29 protein-coding genes are annotated in these 18868 nt (G+C 57.5%); 14 read left to right on the forward strand and 15 right to left on the reverse strand.

Going from position 1 to position 18868, the window contains the following annotated elements; genetic code table 11:
• Positions 1-12 precede the first annotated feature (12 nt).
• Positions 13-225 (reverse strand): Arc family DNA-binding protein, encoded by a 213-nt coding sequence (locus QT231_RS13685; protein ID WP_308337416.1) that lies wholly within the window; start codon positions 223-225, stop codon positions 13-15.
• A 92-nt stretch (positions 226-317) separates the two neighbouring features.
• On the opposite strand from QT231_RS13685, the gene QT231_RS13690 reads away from it, so the two are divergent.
• Positions 318-617 carry an Arc family DNA-binding protein gene (locus QT231_RS13690; RefSeq protein WP_308337417.1) on the forward strand — a complete coding sequence of 100 codons (300 nt, stop codon included), beginning with the start codon at positions 318-320 and terminating at the stop codon, positions 615-617.
• 42 nt (positions 618-659) lie between these two features.
• On the opposite strand, the gene QT231_RS13695 is transcribed toward QT231_RS13690, so the two are convergent.
• The 11 genes from QT231_RS13695 to QT231_RS13740 form a co-directional block, all read right to left on the reverse strand.
• Positions 660-1112, reverse strand: a complete 453-nt coding sequence (locus tag QT231_RS13695; protein WP_308337418.1) for a phage virion morphogenesis protein — start codon at positions 1110-1112, stop codon at positions 660-662.
• Positions 1109-1603 (reverse strand): phage tail protein, encoded by a 495-nt coding sequence (locus QT231_RS13700; RefSeq protein ID WP_308337419.1) that lies wholly within the window; start codon positions 1601-1603, stop codon positions 1109-1111. Before QT231_RS13700 ends, QT231_RS13695 begins: the two co-directional genes overlap by 4 nt.
• Complete coding sequence (gene lysC, locus QT231_RS24315; protein ID WP_374694395.1) at positions 1600-1812, reverse strand: Rz1-like lysis system protein LysC; 213 nt, start codon at positions 1810-1812, stop codon at positions 1600-1602. The genes QT231_RS13700 and lysC overlap by 4 nt, the downstream gene beginning before the upstream one ends.
• Positions 1715-2137: an Rz-like lysis system protein LysB gene (gene lysB, locus QT231_RS13705; protein ID WP_308337420.1), complete on the reverse strand. Its 423-nt coding sequence runs from the start codon at positions 2135-2137 to the stop codon at positions 1715-1717. The genes lysC and lysB overlap by 98 nt, the downstream gene beginning before the upstream one ends.
• Positions 2134-2619 carry a lysozyme gene (locus QT231_RS13710; RefSeq protein ID WP_308337421.1) on the reverse strand — a complete coding sequence of 162 codons (486 nt, stop codon included), beginning with the start codon at positions 2617-2619 and terminating at the stop codon, positions 2134-2136. Before QT231_RS13710 ends, lysB begins: the two co-directional genes overlap by 4 nt.
• Positions 2609-2812, reverse strand: a complete 204-nt coding sequence (locus QT231_RS13715) for a hypothetical protein (protein WP_064234080.1) — start codon at positions 2810-2812, stop codon at positions 2609-2611. The genes QT231_RS13710 and QT231_RS13715 overlap by 11 nt, the downstream gene beginning before the upstream one ends.
• A 7-nt stretch (positions 2813-2819) precedes the next feature.
• Positions 2820-3032 (reverse strand): tail protein X, encoded by a 213-nt coding sequence (locus QT231_RS13720; protein WP_308337422.1) that lies wholly within the window; start codon positions 3030-3032, stop codon positions 2820-2822.
• Complete coding sequence (locus tag QT231_RS13725; protein ID WP_308337423.1) at positions 3029-3490, reverse strand: head completion/stabilization protein; 462 nt, start codon at positions 3488-3490, stop codon at positions 3029-3031. Before QT231_RS13725 ends, QT231_RS13720 begins: the two co-directional genes overlap by 4 nt.
• 102 nt (positions 3491-3592) lie before the next feature.
• On the reverse strand, positions 3593-4273 hold the full coding sequence (gpM, locus tag QT231_RS13730) for a phage terminase small subunit (protein ID WP_308337424.1): 681 nt from the start codon (positions 4271-4273) through the stop codon (positions 3593-3595).
• Positions 4274-4282: 9 nt separating this feature from the next.
• Positions 4283-5299, reverse strand: a complete 1017-nt coding sequence (locus QT231_RS13735; protein ID WP_308337425.1) for a phage major capsid protein, P2 family — start codon at positions 5297-5299, stop codon at positions 4283-4285.
• A 54-nt stretch (positions 5300-5353) separates the two neighbouring features.
• Positions 5354-6175 carry a GPO family capsid scaffolding protein gene (locus QT231_RS13740; protein ID WP_308337426.1) on the reverse strand — a complete coding sequence of 274 codons (822 nt, stop codon included), beginning with the start codon at positions 6173-6175 and terminating at the stop codon, positions 5354-5356.
• Between the two features lie 144 nt (positions 6176-6319).
• On the opposite strand from QT231_RS13740, the gene QT231_RS13745 reads away from it, so the two are divergent.
• The 3 genes from QT231_RS13745 (at position 6320) to QT231_RS13755 (ending at position 10047) form a co-directional block, all read left to right on the forward strand.
• The gene (locus QT231_RS13745) at positions 6320-8110 is read left to right on the forward strand and encodes a terminase large subunit domain-containing protein (RefSeq protein WP_308337495.1); all 1791 of its coding nucleotides are present in this window, start codon (positions 6320-6322) and stop codon (positions 8108-8110) included.
• Complete coding sequence (locus tag QT231_RS13750; RefSeq protein ID WP_308337427.1) at positions 8100-9161, forward strand: phage portal protein; 1062 nt, start codon at positions 8100-8102, stop codon at positions 9159-9161. Before QT231_RS13745 ends, QT231_RS13750 begins: the two co-directional genes overlap by 11 nt.
• A gap of 124 nt (positions 9162-9285) precedes the next feature.
• On the forward strand, positions 9286-10047 hold the full coding sequence (locus QT231_RS13755) for a DNA adenine methylase (protein WP_308337428.1): 762 nt from the start codon (positions 9286-9288) through the stop codon (positions 10045-10047).
• Between the two features lie 79 nt (positions 10048-10126).
• Here QT231_RS13755 and QT231_RS13760 read toward each other — a convergent pair whose 3' ends face one another.
• The 3 genes from QT231_RS13760 to QT231_RS13770 form a co-directional block, all read right to left on the reverse strand.
• The gene (locus tag QT231_RS13760; RefSeq protein WP_308337429.1) at positions 10127-10429 is read right to left on the reverse strand and encodes a hypothetical protein; all 303 of its coding nucleotides are present in this window, start codon (positions 10427-10429) and stop codon (positions 10127-10129) included.
• A 253-nt stretch (positions 10430-10682) separates the two neighbouring features.
• A complete protein-coding gene (locus tag QT231_RS13765) occupies positions 10683-10949 on the reverse strand; it encodes a hypothetical protein (RefSeq protein ID WP_308337430.1) in 267 nt (88 codons plus the stop codon).
• A gap of 277 nt (positions 10950-11226) precedes the next feature.
• Complete coding sequence (locus tag QT231_RS13770) at positions 11227-11667, reverse strand: helix-turn-helix transcriptional regulator (protein ID WP_308337431.1); 441 nt, start codon at positions 11665-11667, stop codon at positions 11227-11229.
• A 106-nt stretch (positions 11668-11773) separates the two neighbouring features.
• On the opposite strand from QT231_RS13770, the gene QT231_RS13775 reads away from it, so the two are divergent.
• From QT231_RS13775 to QT231_RS13820, 10 genes are all read left to right on the forward strand, one after another.
• Positions 11774-11965 (forward strand): helix-turn-helix transcriptional regulator, encoded by a 192-nt coding sequence (locus QT231_RS13775; RefSeq protein WP_308337432.1) that lies wholly within the window; start codon positions 11774-11776, stop codon positions 11963-11965.
• Positions 11965-12933 carry a helix-turn-helix domain-containing protein gene (locus QT231_RS13780; protein ID WP_308337433.1) on the forward strand — a complete coding sequence of 323 codons (969 nt, stop codon included), beginning with the start codon at positions 11965-11967 and terminating at the stop codon, positions 12931-12933. The genes QT231_RS13775 and QT231_RS13780 overlap by 1 nt, the downstream gene beginning before the upstream one ends.
• Positions 12875-13192 carry a 3CxxC-type zinc finger protein gene (locus QT231_RS13785; RefSeq protein ID WP_308337434.1) on the forward strand — a complete coding sequence of 106 codons (318 nt, stop codon included), beginning with the start codon at positions 12875-12877 and terminating at the stop codon, positions 13190-13192. Before QT231_RS13780 ends, QT231_RS13785 begins: the two co-directional genes overlap by 59 nt.
• The gene (locus QT231_RS13790; protein ID WP_308337435.1) at positions 13189-13689 is read left to right on the forward strand and encodes a VRR-NUC domain-containing protein; all 501 of its coding nucleotides are present in this window, start codon (positions 13189-13191) and stop codon (positions 13687-13689) included. Before QT231_RS13785 ends, QT231_RS13790 begins: the two co-directional genes overlap by 4 nt.
• Positions 13686-13964, forward strand: a complete 279-nt coding sequence (locus QT231_RS13795) for a hypothetical protein (protein WP_308337436.1) — start codon at positions 13686-13688, stop codon at positions 13962-13964. The genes QT231_RS13790 and QT231_RS13795 overlap by 4 nt, the downstream gene beginning before the upstream one ends.
• Positions 13961-14623: a hypothetical protein gene (locus tag QT231_RS13800; protein ID WP_308337437.1), complete on the forward strand. Its 663-nt coding sequence runs from the start codon at positions 13961-13963 to the stop codon at positions 14621-14623. The genes QT231_RS13795 and QT231_RS13800 overlap by 4 nt, the downstream gene beginning before the upstream one ends.
• Entirely contained in the window at positions 14539-15480 is a 942-nt protein-coding gene (locus tag QT231_RS13805; RefSeq protein WP_308337438.1) for an ATP-binding protein, read from the forward strand. Before QT231_RS13800 ends, QT231_RS13805 begins: the two co-directional genes overlap by 85 nt.
• The gene (locus QT231_RS13810; RefSeq protein ID WP_308337439.1) at positions 15480-16604 is read left to right on the forward strand and encodes a metal-dependent hydrolase; all 1125 of its coding nucleotides are present in this window, start codon (positions 15480-15482) and stop codon (positions 16602-16604) included. The genes QT231_RS13805 and QT231_RS13810 overlap by 1 nt, the downstream gene beginning before the upstream one ends.
• Before the next feature lie 215 nt (positions 16605-16819).
• Positions 16820-17179 (forward strand): thermonuclease family protein, encoded by a 360-nt coding sequence (locus QT231_RS13815; protein WP_308337440.1) that lies wholly within the window; start codon positions 16820-16822, stop codon positions 17177-17179.
• Between the two features lie 577 nt (positions 17180-17756).
• Complete coding sequence (locus QT231_RS13820; protein ID WP_308337441.1) at positions 17757-18818, forward strand: phospholipase D-like domain-containing protein; 1062 nt, start codon at positions 17757-17759, stop codon at positions 18816-18818.
• The last annotated feature ends 50 nt before the right edge of the window (positions 18819-18868 follow it).

Here is an 18868-nt window from a genome sequence, read left to right on the forward strand (position 1 = left end):
CCAAGGGCTCATTTATTTTACCTTTTCAGCTACCCCCATTTGTGACCGCTCAGGCAACAAATCTGAACTTTTTTGACTGTTCCTCCCCGATTGCTGGATTTCTCTTAGCGTCTTAATAAAGTGGACTAACTGAGCGTTCATGGAACGATCATTTTCAATGGCTACTCCTCTCAGCCAATTTGCTAGTTCAATAGGCATGCGTATCTGTGTTTTGTATTGGTTCATAAATCCTCTTTTATGGATCACCGTGGTTTCAACTGAAATGTAACCACGGTGGTTCTATTGTGTCAACACCACGGTGGTGCAAAAATAGCGTTATGAGTAGAACAGATCCGCAATTGAAAGTACGGCTGTCAGAAGAGCTGAAGGCGGCAGTGACTGAAGCAGCCAAAAGTAACCATCGATCCGTTAATGCGGAGATCGTTGCGCGTCTTGAGGAAAGCTTTGACGATTATCTAGTGGCGGGTCATCGACTAAGTGCCGAAATTTCCCCAGAAGAGGCTGCCGATTGGAAAGAGCGTGTACTGGCTGTTGAGGAGGCGATGAGAGCATTTATCGGTAGCCGTTCGCTCCCATCAGAGATTTCAGACTCGGATTCAGAGTCCAAGCCTGAATAGCAAAACGTGATGCCCCAAGCCCTGCCAATCGGCGGGGCTTTTTCATTTCTGCGTTAAGTGATCAATCAGGCTATCGCGAATGCGTTCGCTATCGGCCGGGGTAATGCCCACCAGCTCCCGGCGGGCGTATTGGTGTTGTGGGCCGCCTTTCTCGACGCGATCGCGCAGGCCGTAGTGGTGTACGCGGGCGATGCGGTTGATGCGGCCCATAAACCCCACGGCGGCTTCGTCGGCGTTGGTTTTGATCTTGAGGTATTTAGCGGTGCGCAGCTTGGTGAACATCGCTTTGCGGCGGATGGCTCCGCTGCGGCCGCGTAGTTGGGTGCGGGGTTCATAGGGCGTACCGTCGGGGTTGGTTTGGGCCTTGATGCGGTTGCGGTTGGCGATGCGTAGATCCCGCGCGACTTCCCTTGCCAGTACGCGGCGCTCTTTGGGGCTGAGCTTATTGATGAGCGGCGTTAGCCAGCTTTCCAGCTGTTGGAGGTCGTCGCTCATTCGCCGCCGCCTGGGCTTTGCCATTCGCTTTTGAGTACGTGTTCGGCATCGCTTGGGCCTTTGACGTACAACTGCCAGCTTTTCGCCGGGCAGGCGTCCACCGGGTATTCGGGCATGCGGTGTTCGGCGTTGATGCTGCCGGTTTGGCAATCCACCTTGGCGACGACGCGCTCGGTAAGTCGCACGGTCAAAGCGAGATCCCAGTGGGTGTTGTTGAGGATCTCGGCCTCAATCTGGACGGCTTCATCTTCGACTAAATCGGGCTGGTAGCTGTTAAGCCACTGCAGTAGGGGAATCATCACCGTGTCTAGGCTGCCGCTGTAGTCGGTGATGATGATTTGGGCGTCGACCGTATACTGGTGGCTAAGGTTGGTACCGCGCGCGAATTTGATCTTGCCGTCATTAACGAAGGTGTGAAGCTGTTCGGGGTTACGTGCTAATTCAGGGACACTAGCGATTAAATGCGCCCTTAGGTGCTGTAATTTGATCATTGTGCGCCTTCTTGGTGGCAAATAATGATGGCATCGACCTCCGCGGCGCACTGTGCCCAGGCGGCTTCGGTGCGTTCCAGCTGCAGGTGCAGTTCGCCGTTAGTGAGCGGGTTACTCGCGGGCAGGCTGCAGGGGCTGGGCGTCGCGCACTGATTGATCGTAATCACGGGCACCGGTGACGGCGGGGCGCTTGCGCAGCCGGATAACAGCGCTAGGCAGGCGAGTGTTGGCCCAATTGCGTAGCGTGGCGTTTTCACGGTGGAGTTCCTCAATGGTGGCCAGGCGGTTGGCGGCGGTATGGCTAAGCGCGGCCTGCTGTTCTGCCAGGGCGCGGCGTTGTGCTTCCAGGCGGCGGGCGTTCTCCCAAAGTGCGTCGATAATCACCAGGTTTTTCTGTTCCCGGTAGTGAGATTCTGCCAGCTGCTGTTCGGCCAATTCGGCGCGCGCCTCGGCGGCGTTTGAGTGCTGCCAAAGCGCCCAGGTGACCAGCACCACCAGTAGCAAAATGGCCAGGGCGGCGAGCAGGCGGTTCATGGGGTGGGCTCCTCTTTGATGCCTTCCAGGCACAGTTCACGTTCCGTGGCGCGGCGTTTGACCAGGCCGTTGAGCTGCCTGCCCCCGGCGTATACCCAGCGGCTTAGCTCGTGGCAGGCGCCGCGTAGGTCGCCAGCGTTGAGTTTGCGCAGCAGGGTGGAGCGGGCGAAGGCGCCTTCCCCCACGTTGTAAACAAACGAGGCCAGCGCGGCGCGGGTGGGTGGTGGCAATTCGACCTGGGCGCGGCGATCCACGGCGGCAAAGGCAGTGCCTAGATCCGCCTGTAGCAGTTGGGTGCATTGCGCCTGACTAAGCGTTTGCCCCATGCGCGCGGTGGCGGTGTGGCCATAGCAGATGGTGGCGATGCCGACCGGGTCGCGGTAGGCGTTGGGCTGGTAGCCTTCGTAATAGGAGACCACGGCGGTGGCGATGCTGAGCGCCCCGGCGGTGGCCCCAATGGCCATTCGGCGTTTAAGACTCACGGCGGCGCCTCCAGTAGGCCCGTAGGCGGGTTAGGTAGCGCGGCAGCAGCAGGCCGATTTGCAGCGCCAGGTAGAGCAGCGTTAACACCGTGACCCAGTCGGCGGGTGTCATGCCGCCCATGTGCAGCAGCGAGACGACCGCCGGCGGGGCGACTTTGACGCCCTCGGTGGTGATTTCATACGGGTGGCTCATGAGCTCCTCAGTTCCAAAGTTGGAGTGGCGGTTTGGTTGCGCGGGCGTCGGGCGGCGGTGGTAACGTGACCGGGGTGCCTTCGCGCAGGATTGGCCCCTGATTCACCAGGTGTGGGTTGAGCTGCAGCGCCTGCTCGGTGATATCGGCGGTTTTGCCGTACACGCGGTAGAGCAGGGCGTCGAGGGTTTCGCCCTGGTGGGCATGGGTCACGCGCTTCATATCAGCTCGACCGTGGTGTGTTGGCGGCCGACTAATTCAGCGATGGCCCAGCGGGCATCGGCGCGGTAGTCGTCGGCGGCTAAATCTTTTGCCTCGCCGCGTTCGTCGCCTTTGCCGGTGGCGGAGGCGTCGCGATAGCGCTCCAAAAGATCCGCCTGGGCTTGGGCATACACGGCGCGTGTGTAAAGCAACTGAATATCGCCGGGCGATTGCCAGGGTTCCGGCGGAATGGCATCGCAGGCCATGCGGCCCGCCTGTTGGTGGGCGTGCTGGTAGTTGGCCAACTGGCGATTAACATCGGCCACGGCGGCGCGCAGGGATTGGCGGATGCGCGGGGGCGTGACGTTATGCACGCGCTCCTCTTCGCGGAAGTCGTTGGGGTCAATATCCGGCCAGAAGCCGTTGTTGATGATGGTTTCCAGCATGGGGCTGGGGGAATTGGTGCCGTATCCGATCATGGTGGCTGCCGTATTTAAGAAGGGGGTGGACTGCTTTGCGCGAGGCTAAAATCCCTTGCTCAGCAGTGCCCCCTTGCCGTCGGGGTGCGACTCGGTTGGCGGTCAGGCGGTGGCCTGGTCGCCCTGTTTTTTGATCAAACGTTCCAACTGCTGGATGTCTTGCTTCACGCCAATGCGTTCATCCAGCGCTAACGCTTCTTTAAGCTGGGCCAGCGCGCTTTGAGGATCTTCGGCGGCGCGCAGGGCGTAGCCGTAGGCCTTGTGTAGCTTGGCTTTGATCTCATCGTGCATATCGTGGCCATCGACAATGGCGGCGGCGCGGGCCATGACGTTGGCCAGGGCGTCGGCATCGGCATCTTCCTTGGCCAGGGCGCTTTTGACGCCTTCGGCGATCTCTTCAGCGAGGATGCTGACGGTGTCCCGGGCGTAGCGGTCGGGGGTGTCGATGTTGTGTTTCACGGCATAGGCGCCAATCGCTAGGGCTTTTTCAAAATCCCCCACGTCGATGCACCACACCATCATGGTCATGAGCACATCGTCTTTGGCGCCGTTGCCTTCGCTTAATACGCCGTCGATGTAGGGCAGAAATTCCGGCAGCAGCTCGCGCTTTTTCTCGATTTTGGCCTGAATCGATTTGATGCTTTTTAGCGTGCGGGTGGCTTCATAGAGCGCGCGGGCGTGGAGCTCAAACTGCTCGCCTTGCTGCTGTTGGCCGGGGGTGGCAGCGCCCGCCGCTTTCGCGGCGGACACTTGCTCAAAATGCTTACGGGCTGGGCTTTTCATCGGTTCCCCTTATTCGGCTTCTGTCAGTTCGATGTTTTCAACCAGGCAGCCGAAGCCGTAATCCTCGACCACGTAGGCGTCGTTGCTGGATTCGTAGTTTTCAACTCGTTTACGCTCGGGCTTATCTTTGACGTAGCGACGGCGGCTGCCGAGCTGCCAGTAAAGCGATAGGTTGGCCAGTGAGGTAATCATCAGTGAGCCATCTGGCACGAAGGGGGCGCGCACCGCTTGCAGGCCGCCGACGCGCTTTTGGCTAACGATCATGTCGAGGGCGCGGGCTTCGCTGGGCGTTTCAGCGTGCTGCTGAATCATGGGAAAGTATTTATCGGCTAGCATCTTGCGGCCCATGATGGCCACCAGGGCGGTATCTTCCCGGTGCCAGGGGTCGATCATTTCGTTCACCGCATCAAATACCAGAGCATCAAGGTTTTTGTAGTCGCCAGTAGGGCCAACGGTGATTTTTCCTGCCGCAGCACCATCGGTGAGAACGCGGGCGGGGGCATCATCGCGGTAGTGTTGCAGCCAGCCTTTGTTGACATCCTCAAGCATAGGGTTGGCGTTGCGGTCGGTTTCCACTGCCACACTGGTACCGTTGAAGCCGATCATGATGCGATCAAGGGCTTGGCGCTGGATGATCAGGTTTCGAATACGAGCCTGAAAGTCGGGAAAGCGTGACCATGCGTCCAGTTTCGCCCAGGGAATATGGGTATCAAATTCGGTGCTGAAGCATTCGTAGTTATTGCTATCCAGCCCGGTCATGCTGCGGGTTTGGCGTTCTTTTACTTCTACGTTGGTGCGTCCTGCAATGGGGCCGGTGACGCCCAGGCCGATTTTCTGGCCTTTGATCTCATCCACGCCGATGACGTTGATTTGGCCCAGGAAGGCGCTGGATTCCTGCATCTTGCTTTCCAGCGTTTGCTGGACGCTGGGCTCGACGTTGAACTGCTCGCCGGTGTTGTCGACGCCGTTTAGCTGGGCTAAGCGGGTTTTGAAGGCATTAAAGGCTTTACGGGTATCGTTGCGCATTGGGGTTCCTTGAAGTGGTGGCGATGGCCCTGGTTTCTACTGGCTGGCCCGCGCTTAGCAGTCGGTTAGCTGGGCATCGCCGCCGGTGGCGGGGGCTCGGCGTGAGGTGTCCGGCGTGTTGTCGAGCTGGTTGTATAGCTCTTCAAAACGTTTTTTCAGATCGTCGTGGGCGGTTTGCAGCTGGCTGAATTGGTCGGCGGTGGGGCGGGCTTCCAGCTCATCGGCCAGGGCGTTGTAGTGTTCGGCGACTACTTCCAGCGTGCCTTCCAGTTCGGTGCGGAAGGTTTCAAACCCTTTGGTGGTTTTGGTGTCCTGGCGGCTGAACAGGGCGGCGATCTTGGCTTTTAATCCTTCGGCGGCGGGTGGCTTCTCTTCGTTGAAGTCGAGGTCAATCTCTACCGCTTCGCTGAACACGTTCTCGGCGTGTTGCTTGCGGCTGGCGAGCGGGGAGGCGCTGCCCGCTTCGCGGCTGAACTTGATCATCTCGGTACCCAGCGAGGCGGGAGAGTCGGTGACCGCCAGGCCTTCCAGGTAGGCTTGGCCGGTATCGCCGAACTTGGGGTTGACCTCAATGGAGCTGTAAACCTTTTGGCGCTTTTTGTTGATGGCTTTGAGTTCATCGGTGGGGTCGATTTCGGCGAACAGGGCCAGCTTGCCGTCTTCGACTTCGCGGGCTTCCACTGACAGCACATCGCCCAGGGCGTTAAACACGCTGTCGGCCGTCATGCCGCGAATGTGTTCCATCCAGACGCGGGCGCCGTATTTTTTGGGGTCGTAGTTGGCGGCCATCTGTTCGATCCATTCGCGTTGGATCTCGCGGCCGTCGGTGGTTGCGCCTTCAGTGGCGACGCGGAAACTTTTCGTTTTTCCAGACATATTGAGCTTCCTGAGCAGGGTGGCGGTTGATGTGGCTCAGGTTCCGCGTGTATGCGTTTTGGCTCAACGGTTGCGCGTTGTGCGGGCGGGCTAGCACAAGGCGTGGCAGGCGTGGGCATCGCGCGCGGCGGGTACGCTGGCGACATGACGACGACAGCCCCCATCGAACTGAAAGAATCGCCCCGTATGGCCGCCCGCCACCTGTATTGGCAGGGGTGGCGGGTTTCGCATATTTCCAAGCTGATTGGCGAGAAGCCCGCCACCATTCACAGCTGGAAAGCGCGCGACCGTTGGGATGACCTAACGCCCACCGAGCGGGTAGAGCACTCGCTGGAAGCGCGCATGGTGCAGCTCATCACCAAGCCGAAAAAGGAGCCGGTCGATTACAAGGAAATTGACTTACTGGGTAGGCAGATCGAGCGGCTGGCCAGGATTCGTCAGTACCAGGAAACCGGCCGCGAAGCGGATCTAAATCCCAACATTGAGCGGCGCAACGCGGGGCCGAAAAAGAAGCCCAGGCGTAACGCGCTGGAAGAAGAGCAGATCGAGGCGCTGGACGCGGCGTTTCTGGAATCGCTGTTTGAATACCAGGCGGTGTGGCTGGAAGCGGGCCAGAAGCACCGCATTCGCAATATTCTCAAAAGCCGCCAGATTGGGGCCACCTGGTACTTTGCCCGGGAGGCGATCGTCGATGCGTTCAAAACCGGGCGCAATAAGATCTTTCTTTCCGCCAGCCGCGCCCAGGCGCATATCTTCCGCAACTACATCGTGCAGTTCGTTAAAGAGGTGTGCGATGTGGAGCTTAAAGGCGATCCGATTGTTCTGGATAACGGCGCCGAACTGCACTTCCTAGGCACCAACTCCAAAACCGCCCAGGGCTATCACGGCGATGTGTATTTGGATGAGTATTTCTGGATTCATCGCTTTGCCGAGTTTCGCAAGGTCACCAGCGGCATGGCCATGCACAAGAAGTGGCGGCAGACGTATTTCTCAACGCCTTCCAGCGTTGGCCATGAGGGGTATCCGTTCTGGAACGGTGAGCTGTTTAACAAGCGGCGTAAAAAATCAGAGCGGGCTGAGTTTGATGTTTCTCACGAGGCGCTGAAGAACGGCAAGCTGTGCCCAGACGGCCATTGGCGGCAGATCGTGACGGTGCTGGATGCCATGGAGGGCGGCTGTGATCTGTTCGATCTTGATCAGCTGCGCATGGAGTACTCGCCGGAAGAGTTCGACAACCTGTTGATGTGTGGCTTTGTCGATGACAGCCAAAGCGCCTTCCCGCTGGCGGTGATGAAAGCCTGCATGGTCGATAGCTGGGAAGTGTGGGACGACTACCGGCCGTTTGCCCCGCGACCGGTGGGCGACCGGGATGTGTGGATCGGCTACGACCCCACCGGTACCGGCGAAGATGGCGATGGGGCGGGGCTGGTGGTGGTGCTGCCCGCGCGCTCCAGCGACGAAAAGCACCGCGTGCTGGAACGCCACCGCTTGAAGGGCCAGGACTACGAAGACCAGGCCGCCTTTATCGAATCCTTCCGCGAGAAGTACACCATCGGCCACATTGGCATCGATACCACCGGCATTGGCGGCGCGGTGGCCGAATACGTCGAGAAGTGGTTCCCCACGGTGGTGCGCTACCGCTACGACGTTTCGCTGAAAACAAGCATGGTGCTGCAGGCTCAGCAGATTATGCGCAAAGACCGGCTGGAGTTTGATGCGGGCTGGTCGGATCTCGCTGCCTCCTTCATGGCAATCAAAAAAGAGCTGACCGGCAGCGGCCGCCAGTTCACCTATGTTTCCGGCCGCAGTAAAGCGACCGGCCACGCTGACTTGGCTTGGGCCACCATGCACGCCCTACATTTTGAGCCTCTCGACGGCCCCGCCAGTGAAGGCGCTGGCCGTTCTATCATGGAGTTTTCTGACGATGACGATTAACACCGCAGCGGCCAAGCCGCGCATTCGCGTGCCTGCGTATCAGGTTCAACACGATACCGCCCCGGCGGTGGCCACCGGCAGCGGCCGCATGGAGGCGTTTACTTTTGGCGATCCGGAGCCGGTCACCAGCATGCGCGATGTTTGGTATGAAGGCGTTTGGCTAACGCCGGATGAGTGGTATGAGCCGCCGATCCCGCTAAGCGTGTTGGCCAAGAGCTACCGGGCCACCGCCCACCACGGCAGCGCCTTGCAGGTGAAGCGCAATATCCTGCTGAAAACCTTTATTCCCCACCCGTTGCTGAACCGTCGCACATTTAGCTCGCTGGCCCTCGACTACCTGGTGTTTGGCAATGGCTACCTGGAGGACGTGCGCGGGCGGCTAGGGCGGCGGCTGGGTCTACAGCATCGCGGCGCCAAATATATGCGCCGGGGCGAGGATGACCGCTATTGGTGGGTACCCAACTACATGGAACGGGTAGAGCTGCCCGCCGGGCGTACCGTTCATCTGCTTGAGCCGGATATCGATCAGACCATCTATGGGGTGCCGGACTATATCGGCAGCCTGCAAAGCGCCTGGCTCAACGAATCTGCCACCCTGTTCCGCCGCCGCTACTATCTCAACGGCAGCCACGCGGGCTTCATCATGTACGTCAACGACCCGGCCCACGATCAAAAAGACATCGACGATATGCGTAAGGCGCTGAAAAACAGCAAAGGGCCGGGCAACTTCCGCAACCTGTTCCTTTACTCACCCAGGGGCAAAAAGGACGGCGTGCAGATCATCCCGGTGTCTGAGGTCGCGGCCAAAGACGAGTTCTACAACATCAAAAACATCACCCGGGACGACCAACTGGCCGGGCACCGTATCCCACCGCAGCTAATGGGCGTGGTGCCCCAAAACGCCGCCGGATTTGGCGATGCGGAAAAAGCCGCCAAGGTTTACGTTGCCAACGAGCTAGAGCCGTTGCAGGCCACCTTTAAAGAGATTAACGAGCACGTGGGGGAAGAGGTGGTGAGGTTTGATCCGTATTTGTTGGATCTTGAGGCATAAAAAAAGCGCCTGGCATGCCAGGCGCTAATCGCTCTTTCATCCTTGAAAACAAAGGGAGCATCCGGCCCCGCAAGCGATAAAAAGACTATACCCTAAAACTGTATATATGAACAGGTAATCAAGGATGATGAATAAACCGATTTTGCCCTGGATGGGCGGCAAACGACGCTTGGCCAAACAGATATTACCGCTGTTTAAACCGCACACTGCCTACGTGGAACCCTTCTGCGGTGGGGCGGCGATCTTCTTTATGAAAGCTCCCAGTAAAGTGGAAGTGATCAACGACGCGCATGGGGAGTTGGTGAACCTCTACCGCATCGTGAAGCACCACCCTGATGAGTTGGTGAAGCAGTTCCGCTGGGGGCTAATTAGCCGCGAAGAGTACCTGACTCAAAGAGAGATCGCCCCCCGCCACCTAACCGATATCCAACGGGCGGCGCGTTTCTTCTACCTGCAAAAGCTCGCGTTTGGCGGCAAGGTCAGCGGCCAGACATTTGGCACCTCGGCGGTATCACCGCCCCGCATGAACCTGCTGCGTATCGAGGAAGATCTCAGCGATGCCCACCTACGCTTATCCAGGGCGGTGGTTGAGCACTTAGATTGGGCGGAGTGCATCAAACGCTATGACCGGGAAGGCACGCTGTTCTATCTCGACCCACCCTACTGGGGCACCGCCGGGTACGGCTGCGACTTCCCCCTGGAAGAGTACTACCGGATGGGCGAGCTGGCCCGAACAGGGCAGGGGCAATTCGTGATCAGTGTCAACGACACGCCGGAGATGCGCGATGCATTCAAAGGCCTAACGATCCGCACCACCCAAATTCGCTACACGGTTGGCCAGCAGGCAACCGAACCTCGTGGCGAGCTAATCATCTCTAACCGCTAAACCAGCTACCAACCATAAAGCCGCTCCGAAAGGGGCGGTTTGTTTGTACATGAAGCACACGATCTTTCTTCTAGGAATGTTATGCCAACCGGAGTTCAAAACGATTGCCACTGATATGGCTAAGAATAAATTTTGGTGGCTTCCCAGGTGGCCATTTCAATAGATCTTGGCTAGCGAGCCACTCTCTTACGATCGGCTCGCCTTTATCCCTAAACTCAGGGCAATCTTTCCAAAAGCCTTTGGTCAGCGAGAAAGCATGCTGCGAACCATCGATAGTGACAATAGCTTCCTTCCATTGAGGGTCGAAGTACTGCCTGCGATTAGGCTTGCCAACCCTTATACCGTAATGATCTTTTCCGTTTGACCAAGCACTTACTTTCATTCAATTGGCCTCAATGGTGAGTATTTTTATTGACCTGTCCAAATTTAAGCATAACTGATTCATGCCACCCATGGGGCCAGCGGAACCCCACGCCGCGCCATCGTCACCCCGCCCCGCCCGCGCGCTAAATCTAGTGGTTTTTATGCACCATTGCGGTAGTGCATCAAGCCGCGCCAGTGCTGGGCGGGAGGACGGTTCTAAGGGCAGTGTTTTTTATGCGTTTTCATGCAGATATTTGCAGTTTTTGCGGCGGTCAGTGAAAAGGCGTGAGGTAGTGAGCTGCAAGCATTTCTAAGATGGATTTTCGGTGGGCATCCCAGGTTCGATCATCGACCAGATGCGCCAGGGAATAAGGCATTTCAGCGTAGGTAATCCATAGCTCATCGGTTTCTGAAGGTAGTAAGCCTATCTTGGCGCGCCGGTTCTGTGAGCGGATTTCAAACCAGGCGTAATGGTCGCCGTTCTTATCCTGGCGTAGGCGGTAGGTGAAGCGGGTCAGCTTTTGTGATGACGTTGTCATTTATTGCTAGCCCTTTTGTGTTTCCGCTTGGAACCTATATGGAACCTAGAACCGCTACCAACAAAAAACGGCCACCTGCTATATTAGCTAAGTGGCCGTTTTTCATAGAATTTTTGGTCGGAATAGCAGGATTCGAACCTACGACCTCTGCCTCCCGAATCCACTTCTTTCTTTCCTGACCCTGAAAAATCAATATGTTAACGCACTCCGCCCCGCGTTTACGTGACCCCTCGTGACATGAACGGCCATGACGTGACCGACGTGCGTCACGTTTTGGTCACGTGTAACAGATTGCCCGAATCGTGAACAGAAGTTGAACGTAGCCGTCACGGCTAGCTTCACCGGGCAACACAATGGAGGAGAGCGCATGCCATTCTTCTGTGGTGATCTGGAGGGTTCGAGTAAGTTGCTGATCAATGGCAAGCTCGCGCAGTCCTGTGGGCGCCATATGATCGGCGACCAGTTGAGCCTGTTTGCTATTGGTTTCCTGGATATTGTACTCAGCGACATTATCGCCAAGGTCAATGCCCAGCAAATACTCGACCGTTACATCCAGCACCTTGGATGCCTGCAGCAGCTGATCACGCGTCAACCCACGATCTCCGCGTTCCACGCGAGAGACTCGGGCTTGATCGACGCCAATTTTTTCAGCCAATTCCATTTGATTCAGGCGCTTGGCTTTTCGTGCAGCACGTAGGCGAGAAGAAACGATTTCCATAGGTATCTACTGCAATAATGAGATCTACAAATTATGCCTGTTTAGCATTCTTATGTCTTTTTATATGTACTAACGACATTAGGCATGTAGCCATGAGGTGGTTTTTATGCAACTTCGACAAGCAAGAATCAAGGCCGGGTTAACCCAAAGCGCGCTGGCTGAAGCCATTGGCTGCAGTCAGAGCGATATCAGCCGCATTGAGAGTGGGCAGCGCGACATCACGCTAGAAAGACTCAAGGCTATCGCAGCTGTGCTGGGCGTACCAGTAGCTCACCTGCTCGCTGATGAGGTGGCTTGATGGCTGTCCCGGCTCATGCCTGGATGCCGCTATCCGCCTTCACCGATCGGCGTCTAGGCGCACGTGATATACGCGTTCTTGGAGCGTTATATGCACACGCTGACAACGAACGGACGTGCTGGCCTTCCGTGTTAACGCTGGCCGAACTGACCGGCATCGACCGTCGCGACGTCCAGCGCACCATCCGTCGCCTGGAGAGCTTCGGATGGCTGACGGTCGAGGCGGGAGGCGGGCGCGCTGCAACCTCTCGCTACCGGCTATGGCAAGCATCGCAAACAGCGGGTAATACGCCCGCCGAAACCGAGAGAAGGGCGGTTAAAACACCCGCTGTTGACGATGAAAAGGCGGGTATTTCCACCGCGGTTGATTCGCCACAAAGGGCGGGTGAAACGACCGCCTTACCGCTAGAAAGGGCGGGTGAATCGCCACAAAAGGGCGGGTGCTTTACCCCTGAAACAGCGGGTGATTTACCCGCCCGAACATACCAGGAACAAACCAAGAACATTAACTCCTCTTCTTGCGCAACGGACATGAGCGCAAGCGAGCCAAAGGCGAAATGCGGGAAAGCTGCTCAGGAGGCGTTCTTTGTGGACTTCTGGCGCGCTTACCCGAAACGCCGAGGCAAGGCGGACGCCCGCAAGGCGTGGATGAAGCTCGCTCCTGACGAGGCGTTGACCGAACGGATCCTGCAGGCAGTGGCACAAGCTCGCGCCTCGCCAGACTGGCGAAAGGAGGGTGGGCAGTTCATCCCGTACCCGGCGACCTGGTTGCGCAGGCGTGGCTGGGAGGACGAACTGGAACCCGACATCGAGCCGCTGGTGGGGGCTCGGGGGCCGCACCACAGCGAGACACAGCGCATTGGCGGCACCCTGGCCGCGCTGAATTCCCTGTTCAGAGGAGAGCAAGAACATGCACAACACGACGTTTCAGAAGGGCATGGCCTACCTGTCGGCCGCGTATGGCACTGAGCTGAGTCGGGAGCGGTTGGCCGTTTACTGGGATCAACTGGCCCACATGGACGACGACGCCTTCCTGGCAACCGTGAAGGCCCATGTCGCCGCCCGTACTCGCTTCCCCGTGGTCGCCGAGCTGCGAGAAGCCTACCGTCAGCGCTGCCAGCCGCAAGCCTGTGTGCATCGTTTGCCGCGTCCTAGATGTGTCGATGAAGACAATGCGCGGCGCGTACTGCAAAACCTGAAGACCCAAGTAAGGAGACCCTGCCCATGAGCGCGAGCGAACACCAAGAGCAGGTAGCCCTGTTTAAGTGGGCCGAGTATGGCGTAGGGCGCTGGCCAGCACTTGAGCTGCTCTACGCCATCCCAAACGGCGGCATGCGGCCATCAAAGGAGCGTACCAACAAGCGTGGCCGCACGGTGCGCTACTCGGTTGAGGCACAGAAGCTGCGCGCAGAGGGCGTGAAATCCGGCGTGCCGGATATCTGCCTGCCGGTACCGCGTGGCCCGTATCACGGCCTGTACATCGAACTGAAGACGCGCCGCGGGCGGCCCAGTGAGGCGCAGCGACAGTGGATCGCCGCGTTACGCCGCCATGGCTACCGTGCCGAGGTGTGCCGTGGCTGGGAGGCTGCCCGCGCCGTCATCGAAGACTATCTAGGTACGGAGGGTGGGGCCGTTCCGCTCGCCGCCCCCGACCGACCCATCACTTACCCCGCTCCGCGCCCCGAGCGCCTGGGTGAACGCCAAGCCAAGAGGATGCCGCTATGACCGCTACCGCACAGACTGAAACCCGCCGTCCCGATCCTGCGATGATCCACATTAGCCCGGATGGCCAGACGCTACCTGTCGAAGCTCGCGTTGACGAACTGACCACCAAGGTCAAGAAAATCACCACCACTGACGAAGGCAAACTGCAGATCGTCCTAGAGTCGGAGGGTATGGATCAGGAGGCTCTCGACCAGGTCAAGGAGCTGCTCACGCTTCAGCAGCAATCCTTAGTGCTGGTCAGCATGACGCCGGTACAGCGGGAGTTGTTCTCATGATCCGCAAAGCGGCATTGGCCGCCATTGTGACGTTTGCCGCCCCAACGTGGGTGGTAGCCGCACCGCTGGACGATGCCATCGCTCTGGTGCAGCGCGCCCATCCAGTGCTGGCGGCTGAGTACGCCGAGTACCGTGAGACGACGCGCCAGCGCGATTGGTCAAGCGACATCACTTTGGGCTGGACGCAGCGGGGCACCGTCGAGGGCGGTGCCGCTGGCGCCAACGCGGGTATAAGCGTCTCGATTCCGTTGTTCGACCGTAGCCATGAACTCCGCACCGCCGAGGCCCGTAGCGCCTGGACAGCTAGCCGTGACGGTGTGCTGACGGGCTTCTTAGCCAGCGTTTCGGAGCTTGAGGCGCTGGCGCTGGAACTGGCCGAAGCCGAGAGAATGCGGGATTTTCGCCGTGACCGGCTCGAATATCAGCGGCGTCAGGTGGAAGAAGGCATTGCCGAGCCGGATACCCTATGGCCGGTCGCCGAAGCAATGGAGAAGGCAGACCTGGCCTATGCCGAGCGGCAGGCCAAACAGCTGGCGCTGGGCGAACGCATCGCCCGCGAGTTTGGAGGTGAGCAGTGGACAACATTACAGGATTTGTTGGTCGAGCACGCGAAGCGGATGACGCCCTGTGCGCCATTCGGCGCGGCGCCAATGTGCTGATCAATGGACGTGCCGGTATCGGCAAGTCGGCCTTCCTACGCCATCTAAACGACCAGCTAAAGGGCGGCGAGCTTCCGGTCGTGTTCGTTCCCGCCGGTACCACTAAGTCGAGCCTGCTTGAACTGGCCCGCCAGATTCATGAGCGCTGCGGCCTCGCCGTGCCCGAGGCGATGCTGCCGCCGCGCACATTGGCGCGCGTCCGGCGAGAGGGGAGCCTGCCCTGGTCGGATCTTGTGCGACCACTGCGCCGCCTGCCGGTGGCCGATACCGTGGAGCTGTTGGAAGGGAGCCTACGCCGACAGCGCTTCCTAGTGCTTCTTGAGACGCTGGAGGTGCCGCCGAGCCAGGCCGAGCTATTCGCCGTCATCCTCGACTGCGCCCAGGTAGTGGCGTGCATGGATGACGCCAACCGCCGTACGCGTATCGAGCGGCTGCTGTGGCGCTTTCAGGCCACGGTAGAGCTCAAGCCTTTGCCGCTCGACGACAGCCGTGAACTGGCCGAGCGGTGGCTGAACGTGCGCCCCCTGCGTTTCTCCGACGAGCGCACCCGCGACCGATTTCTGCGTCATGTCGCCCAGGCCGGAGGCGGTATACCAGCAGCGATTCGCGGCATGCTTGAGGAGGCCGACAAAGAGGGCGAGATAACACCGGCAAAGGCGCGCTCACTCTATCACCAGGCCGGTATTCGCTATGTCGATATGACCCCGCTACTGGTGGTACTGCTGGTGATTGGCATGGCCAGCCGCTATATCAGTCGTGGCCTCGGCGACACCCAGATGCTGGTGCTCTCCGGCGTGGCCACGGCGATCTTTATGGGGCTGCGGTTTTTCTTCTTTCAGATGCGGAGTCGTCGCTGATGCTTGCCCCGACCCACATGGTGGCCGGGCAGGCAGCGTTTGTCGCTGCGAGCCTGGCAGTAGGCCACGCGCCAAGCTGGCCGGAGGCGTGTCTGGCCGCTGTATCCGGACTGCTGCCGGATCTCGACAAGCGTCATGGCGTCGTCGGAAGGCTGTTTCCATGGCTTTCGGAGCCGCTGGAGTACCGATTCGGCCATCGCACCCTGACCCACTCACTTCTTACCTGCGTAGTCCTCGCGTTGCTCCTGTGGCCATTGCTGCCGCGCGGAGTTTGGCTGGCCGTTATAGCTGGATACGCCTCGCATCCTGTGGCGGACATGATGACCCCGGCAGGGGTTGGCTGGTTTTGGCCCGCGAGGTGGCGATGTGTGCTGCCAGGCAACGAACGTTATCGCATGCAGGCTATGGGCTGGGGCGAGCTGACCTTCGCCGCGATACTTGCTGTGACCACGGTGCCGCTACTTGGTATGGCCCAGGCCAAGCCGGGTACCGGTAGCGTGATCGCCGCCGCCATCGGCGACATTGCCACCGCCCGCGCCCGTTACGATGCCGAGAAAGGCGAACACCGTTGGATGCTGCGCTTAGAAGGGCGCGACAACCTGACAATGGCCGACGTGGGTGGCGACTACCCGATCATTGGCTCCTGGAAAGCAGCTGGCTTTCTCATCTCAACCACGGACGGTCGGCAGACCGTGTGTCGCAGCGGCGAATGCGACTGGTATGCCGACAGCGCCGTAGCAGTGAAGGGAGAGGCTCAGACCACCACGGCACGGCAGCTAAGCGCCGAGCACACCTCTCCCGCCGCGTTAGCCGCCGCTCTGGAGCCGCTGGAAGCGGCAGGCGAGGTCTACCTGATCGGCAGCCTTACTGCGCGCGGAATCGCCGCTCACGCGCCCACTGTGGCGGTCAGCGGTGGAGAGGTAAGCCTCAACTATGCGGAACCAGGCGTAATCGACCGCTGGGGCGCACGTCCCCTGCGAGACCTGCTGCTGACCGTGCAGGTGCGTCATGCACTGGATATCACTGTCCCCAACGTGGAGCTTGGTGAAGAAAAAGCGGGTGTTATACCCGCCGAATTACGCCCTTGGCTGCATGAAAATGACAAAATTTCTCGTGACAGGTAGGTAACATGAATAAAATACATAATATGATCCGGCTCATTACACGGATGCTAATAAGAATTCGACACAATCGGATCTCACTGTTTTGGATAGTTACCGTCGTAGCCCTGTCCTTGCCATGGCTCATGGACGACATAAGCGGCCCGATATTGACGATTTCCGACACGCCTGGTGCTCTAGATAGCTGCAGCGTGGTGCGTGTCTATGACGGTGATACCATGACGGTAAACTGCGCGGGACAAGAAGAGAGAGTGCGTCTCTACTGCATCGACACCCCAGAGATGGGGCAGCAACCCTGGGGGCGCCAGAGCCGAGACTATCTGCGCAGAATCACGCCCAGCCAGGTGGAAATCGTCACCCACGACCGCGACCGCTATGGGCGGCTCGTCGGTGAAGTGTTGTCAGGAAACCGCAGCCTGAATCTGGCGATGGTCGAAGCCGGACAAGCTGCAGTCTACAATCGGTACTGCAGTGATGATCGCTATGCACCTGCTGAGCGCCAAGCAAAAGCGGCGCGGTTGGGTGTTTGGGCTGAGCCTGGATTGCACCAGCAGCCTTGGGAGTGGCGTAGCCTATAGATTTGACAAACTTTTGACTGATCTTGCCCGCTTAATAGTGAACACCCAGCTAATCGTGCATATTTCCTTAGACAAACCCTTGTTCGAGTCCAGAGCACTCGGCTAAATGCGATGAGCATTAGAAGAACATGGGCTGGGAGGCGAGACTCATTAGGTTCTTTCTATAGTCTGCCCCTCTGCCCCCCTCTGCCCCTCTGCCCCTCTGCCCCTCTGCCCCTCTGCCCCTCTGCCCCTTTGCCCCTTTGCCTCTGGTTGCCTGTGTTAGGCTCGGTTACAGTGTTAGTAAGGGGGACTCGGTGTGTCCCGCACTGATGGTGGGCGAGTGGATGGTTAGATAAGTCCTGAGTTCGAGAAGTTGCTGAAGTCAATTAAGAAGAAAGGAGTGAATACTGGCTAGCTAGGGAGGCCCCGGTAAGGTGGCACTAGCGAGGAAAAATCCAGAAAATAGTAGTTCGGCTTCGAGCATCGCAGGATAAATAAAGAGGCGGAATACAACCATATAGATCGAAAACTAAAATGCAGTTGAGTTGCGAATAAAATATCTATAATAGATAAAACGGATTTTAAGGAGTCAGTTTTGATTAGTTTTTCTGTGCATCCTGGAGTTTATCAGACAAGTGTAGAAACGGGGCTTAGGAATATTCTGGAAGATATGTGGATTCGCTCATTAAGACGAGGGGATGGCACTATATTCATTATCTCTGGCTTCGCAAATTATAATGGTGGAGCTAGGTTTTATAAAATATTAAAAGAGCATACTGAGAATGGAGGTAGGGTAGTTGCTATTCTCGGTGGGAGTGCTAGCCAGAGGCTGTCCAGTAAGCAAGTTGTTCATGCTTTGCTAGAGTGTGGGGCGGAGGTGTTTTTAATAAACAGGAAAAGGATTTTACATGCAAAATGCTATGGTTTTTTAACAGAAAATGGAGAGCAGTCAGCAGTAATTACCTCTGGTAATTTCACTGCTCCTGGCTTATCTCAAAATATTGAAGCATCTGTGTATTTAAAGAATCAAGCATTGTCTGACTCCAGCTTTAGCTGGTGTGATCTAGTTAATAAAATGTTCGACCAGAACTGGCAATATTATCAATGCTTAATAGATCCATTATCACCACACTGGAATCTATTGTATGACGAGACTCCTCAGAGCTATGCCTTAGATGAAGTTGATCAAGAAACCTTAATAGTTAAACTAGTGCCAACAGATACTAACAGGATCTTGGCGAATCCTGGAGATATAAGTGGTCGAGGTAGCCAGTACTTTTGGTTAAGCAAAGATTGCTTTGACTTTTTTCCACCTCTCACCATCCGTAATCAAAGAGGGTGGAAAGGAACTCTATCGGCCTTTATAAATCTTAATTATGTTGATTTAGGAATTTCTGACCAAGTGAGAATTACATTTGAAGCGGAAAATAATTTAGACTTCAGGCTGGGAACGGGGAGGTTACGCTATACAAAAATGGCCGAGCCAGGGGATTTGGCATGTATAACTAGGATTTCTGAGGACTCTTATGAGTTAAGAATAATTCGGCAAAACAATCCGGCATATCAAAGGCTAGATTTATTTGCGCCTAACTTTATCGGAAGTCGTGGTAAGCGGTATGGATATATAGATAGCCAACAATTTTTTAGCATTCTGTGAGTGATTTAATCACAAGATTCACTGAAAAAAGGCCAGGCAATAGCCTGGCC

It is taken from the genome of Halomonas sp. SpR1, from assembly GCF_031010175.1.
Lineage (GTDB): Bacteria > Pseudomonadota > Gammaproteobacteria > Pseudomonadales > Halomonadaceae > Vreelandella.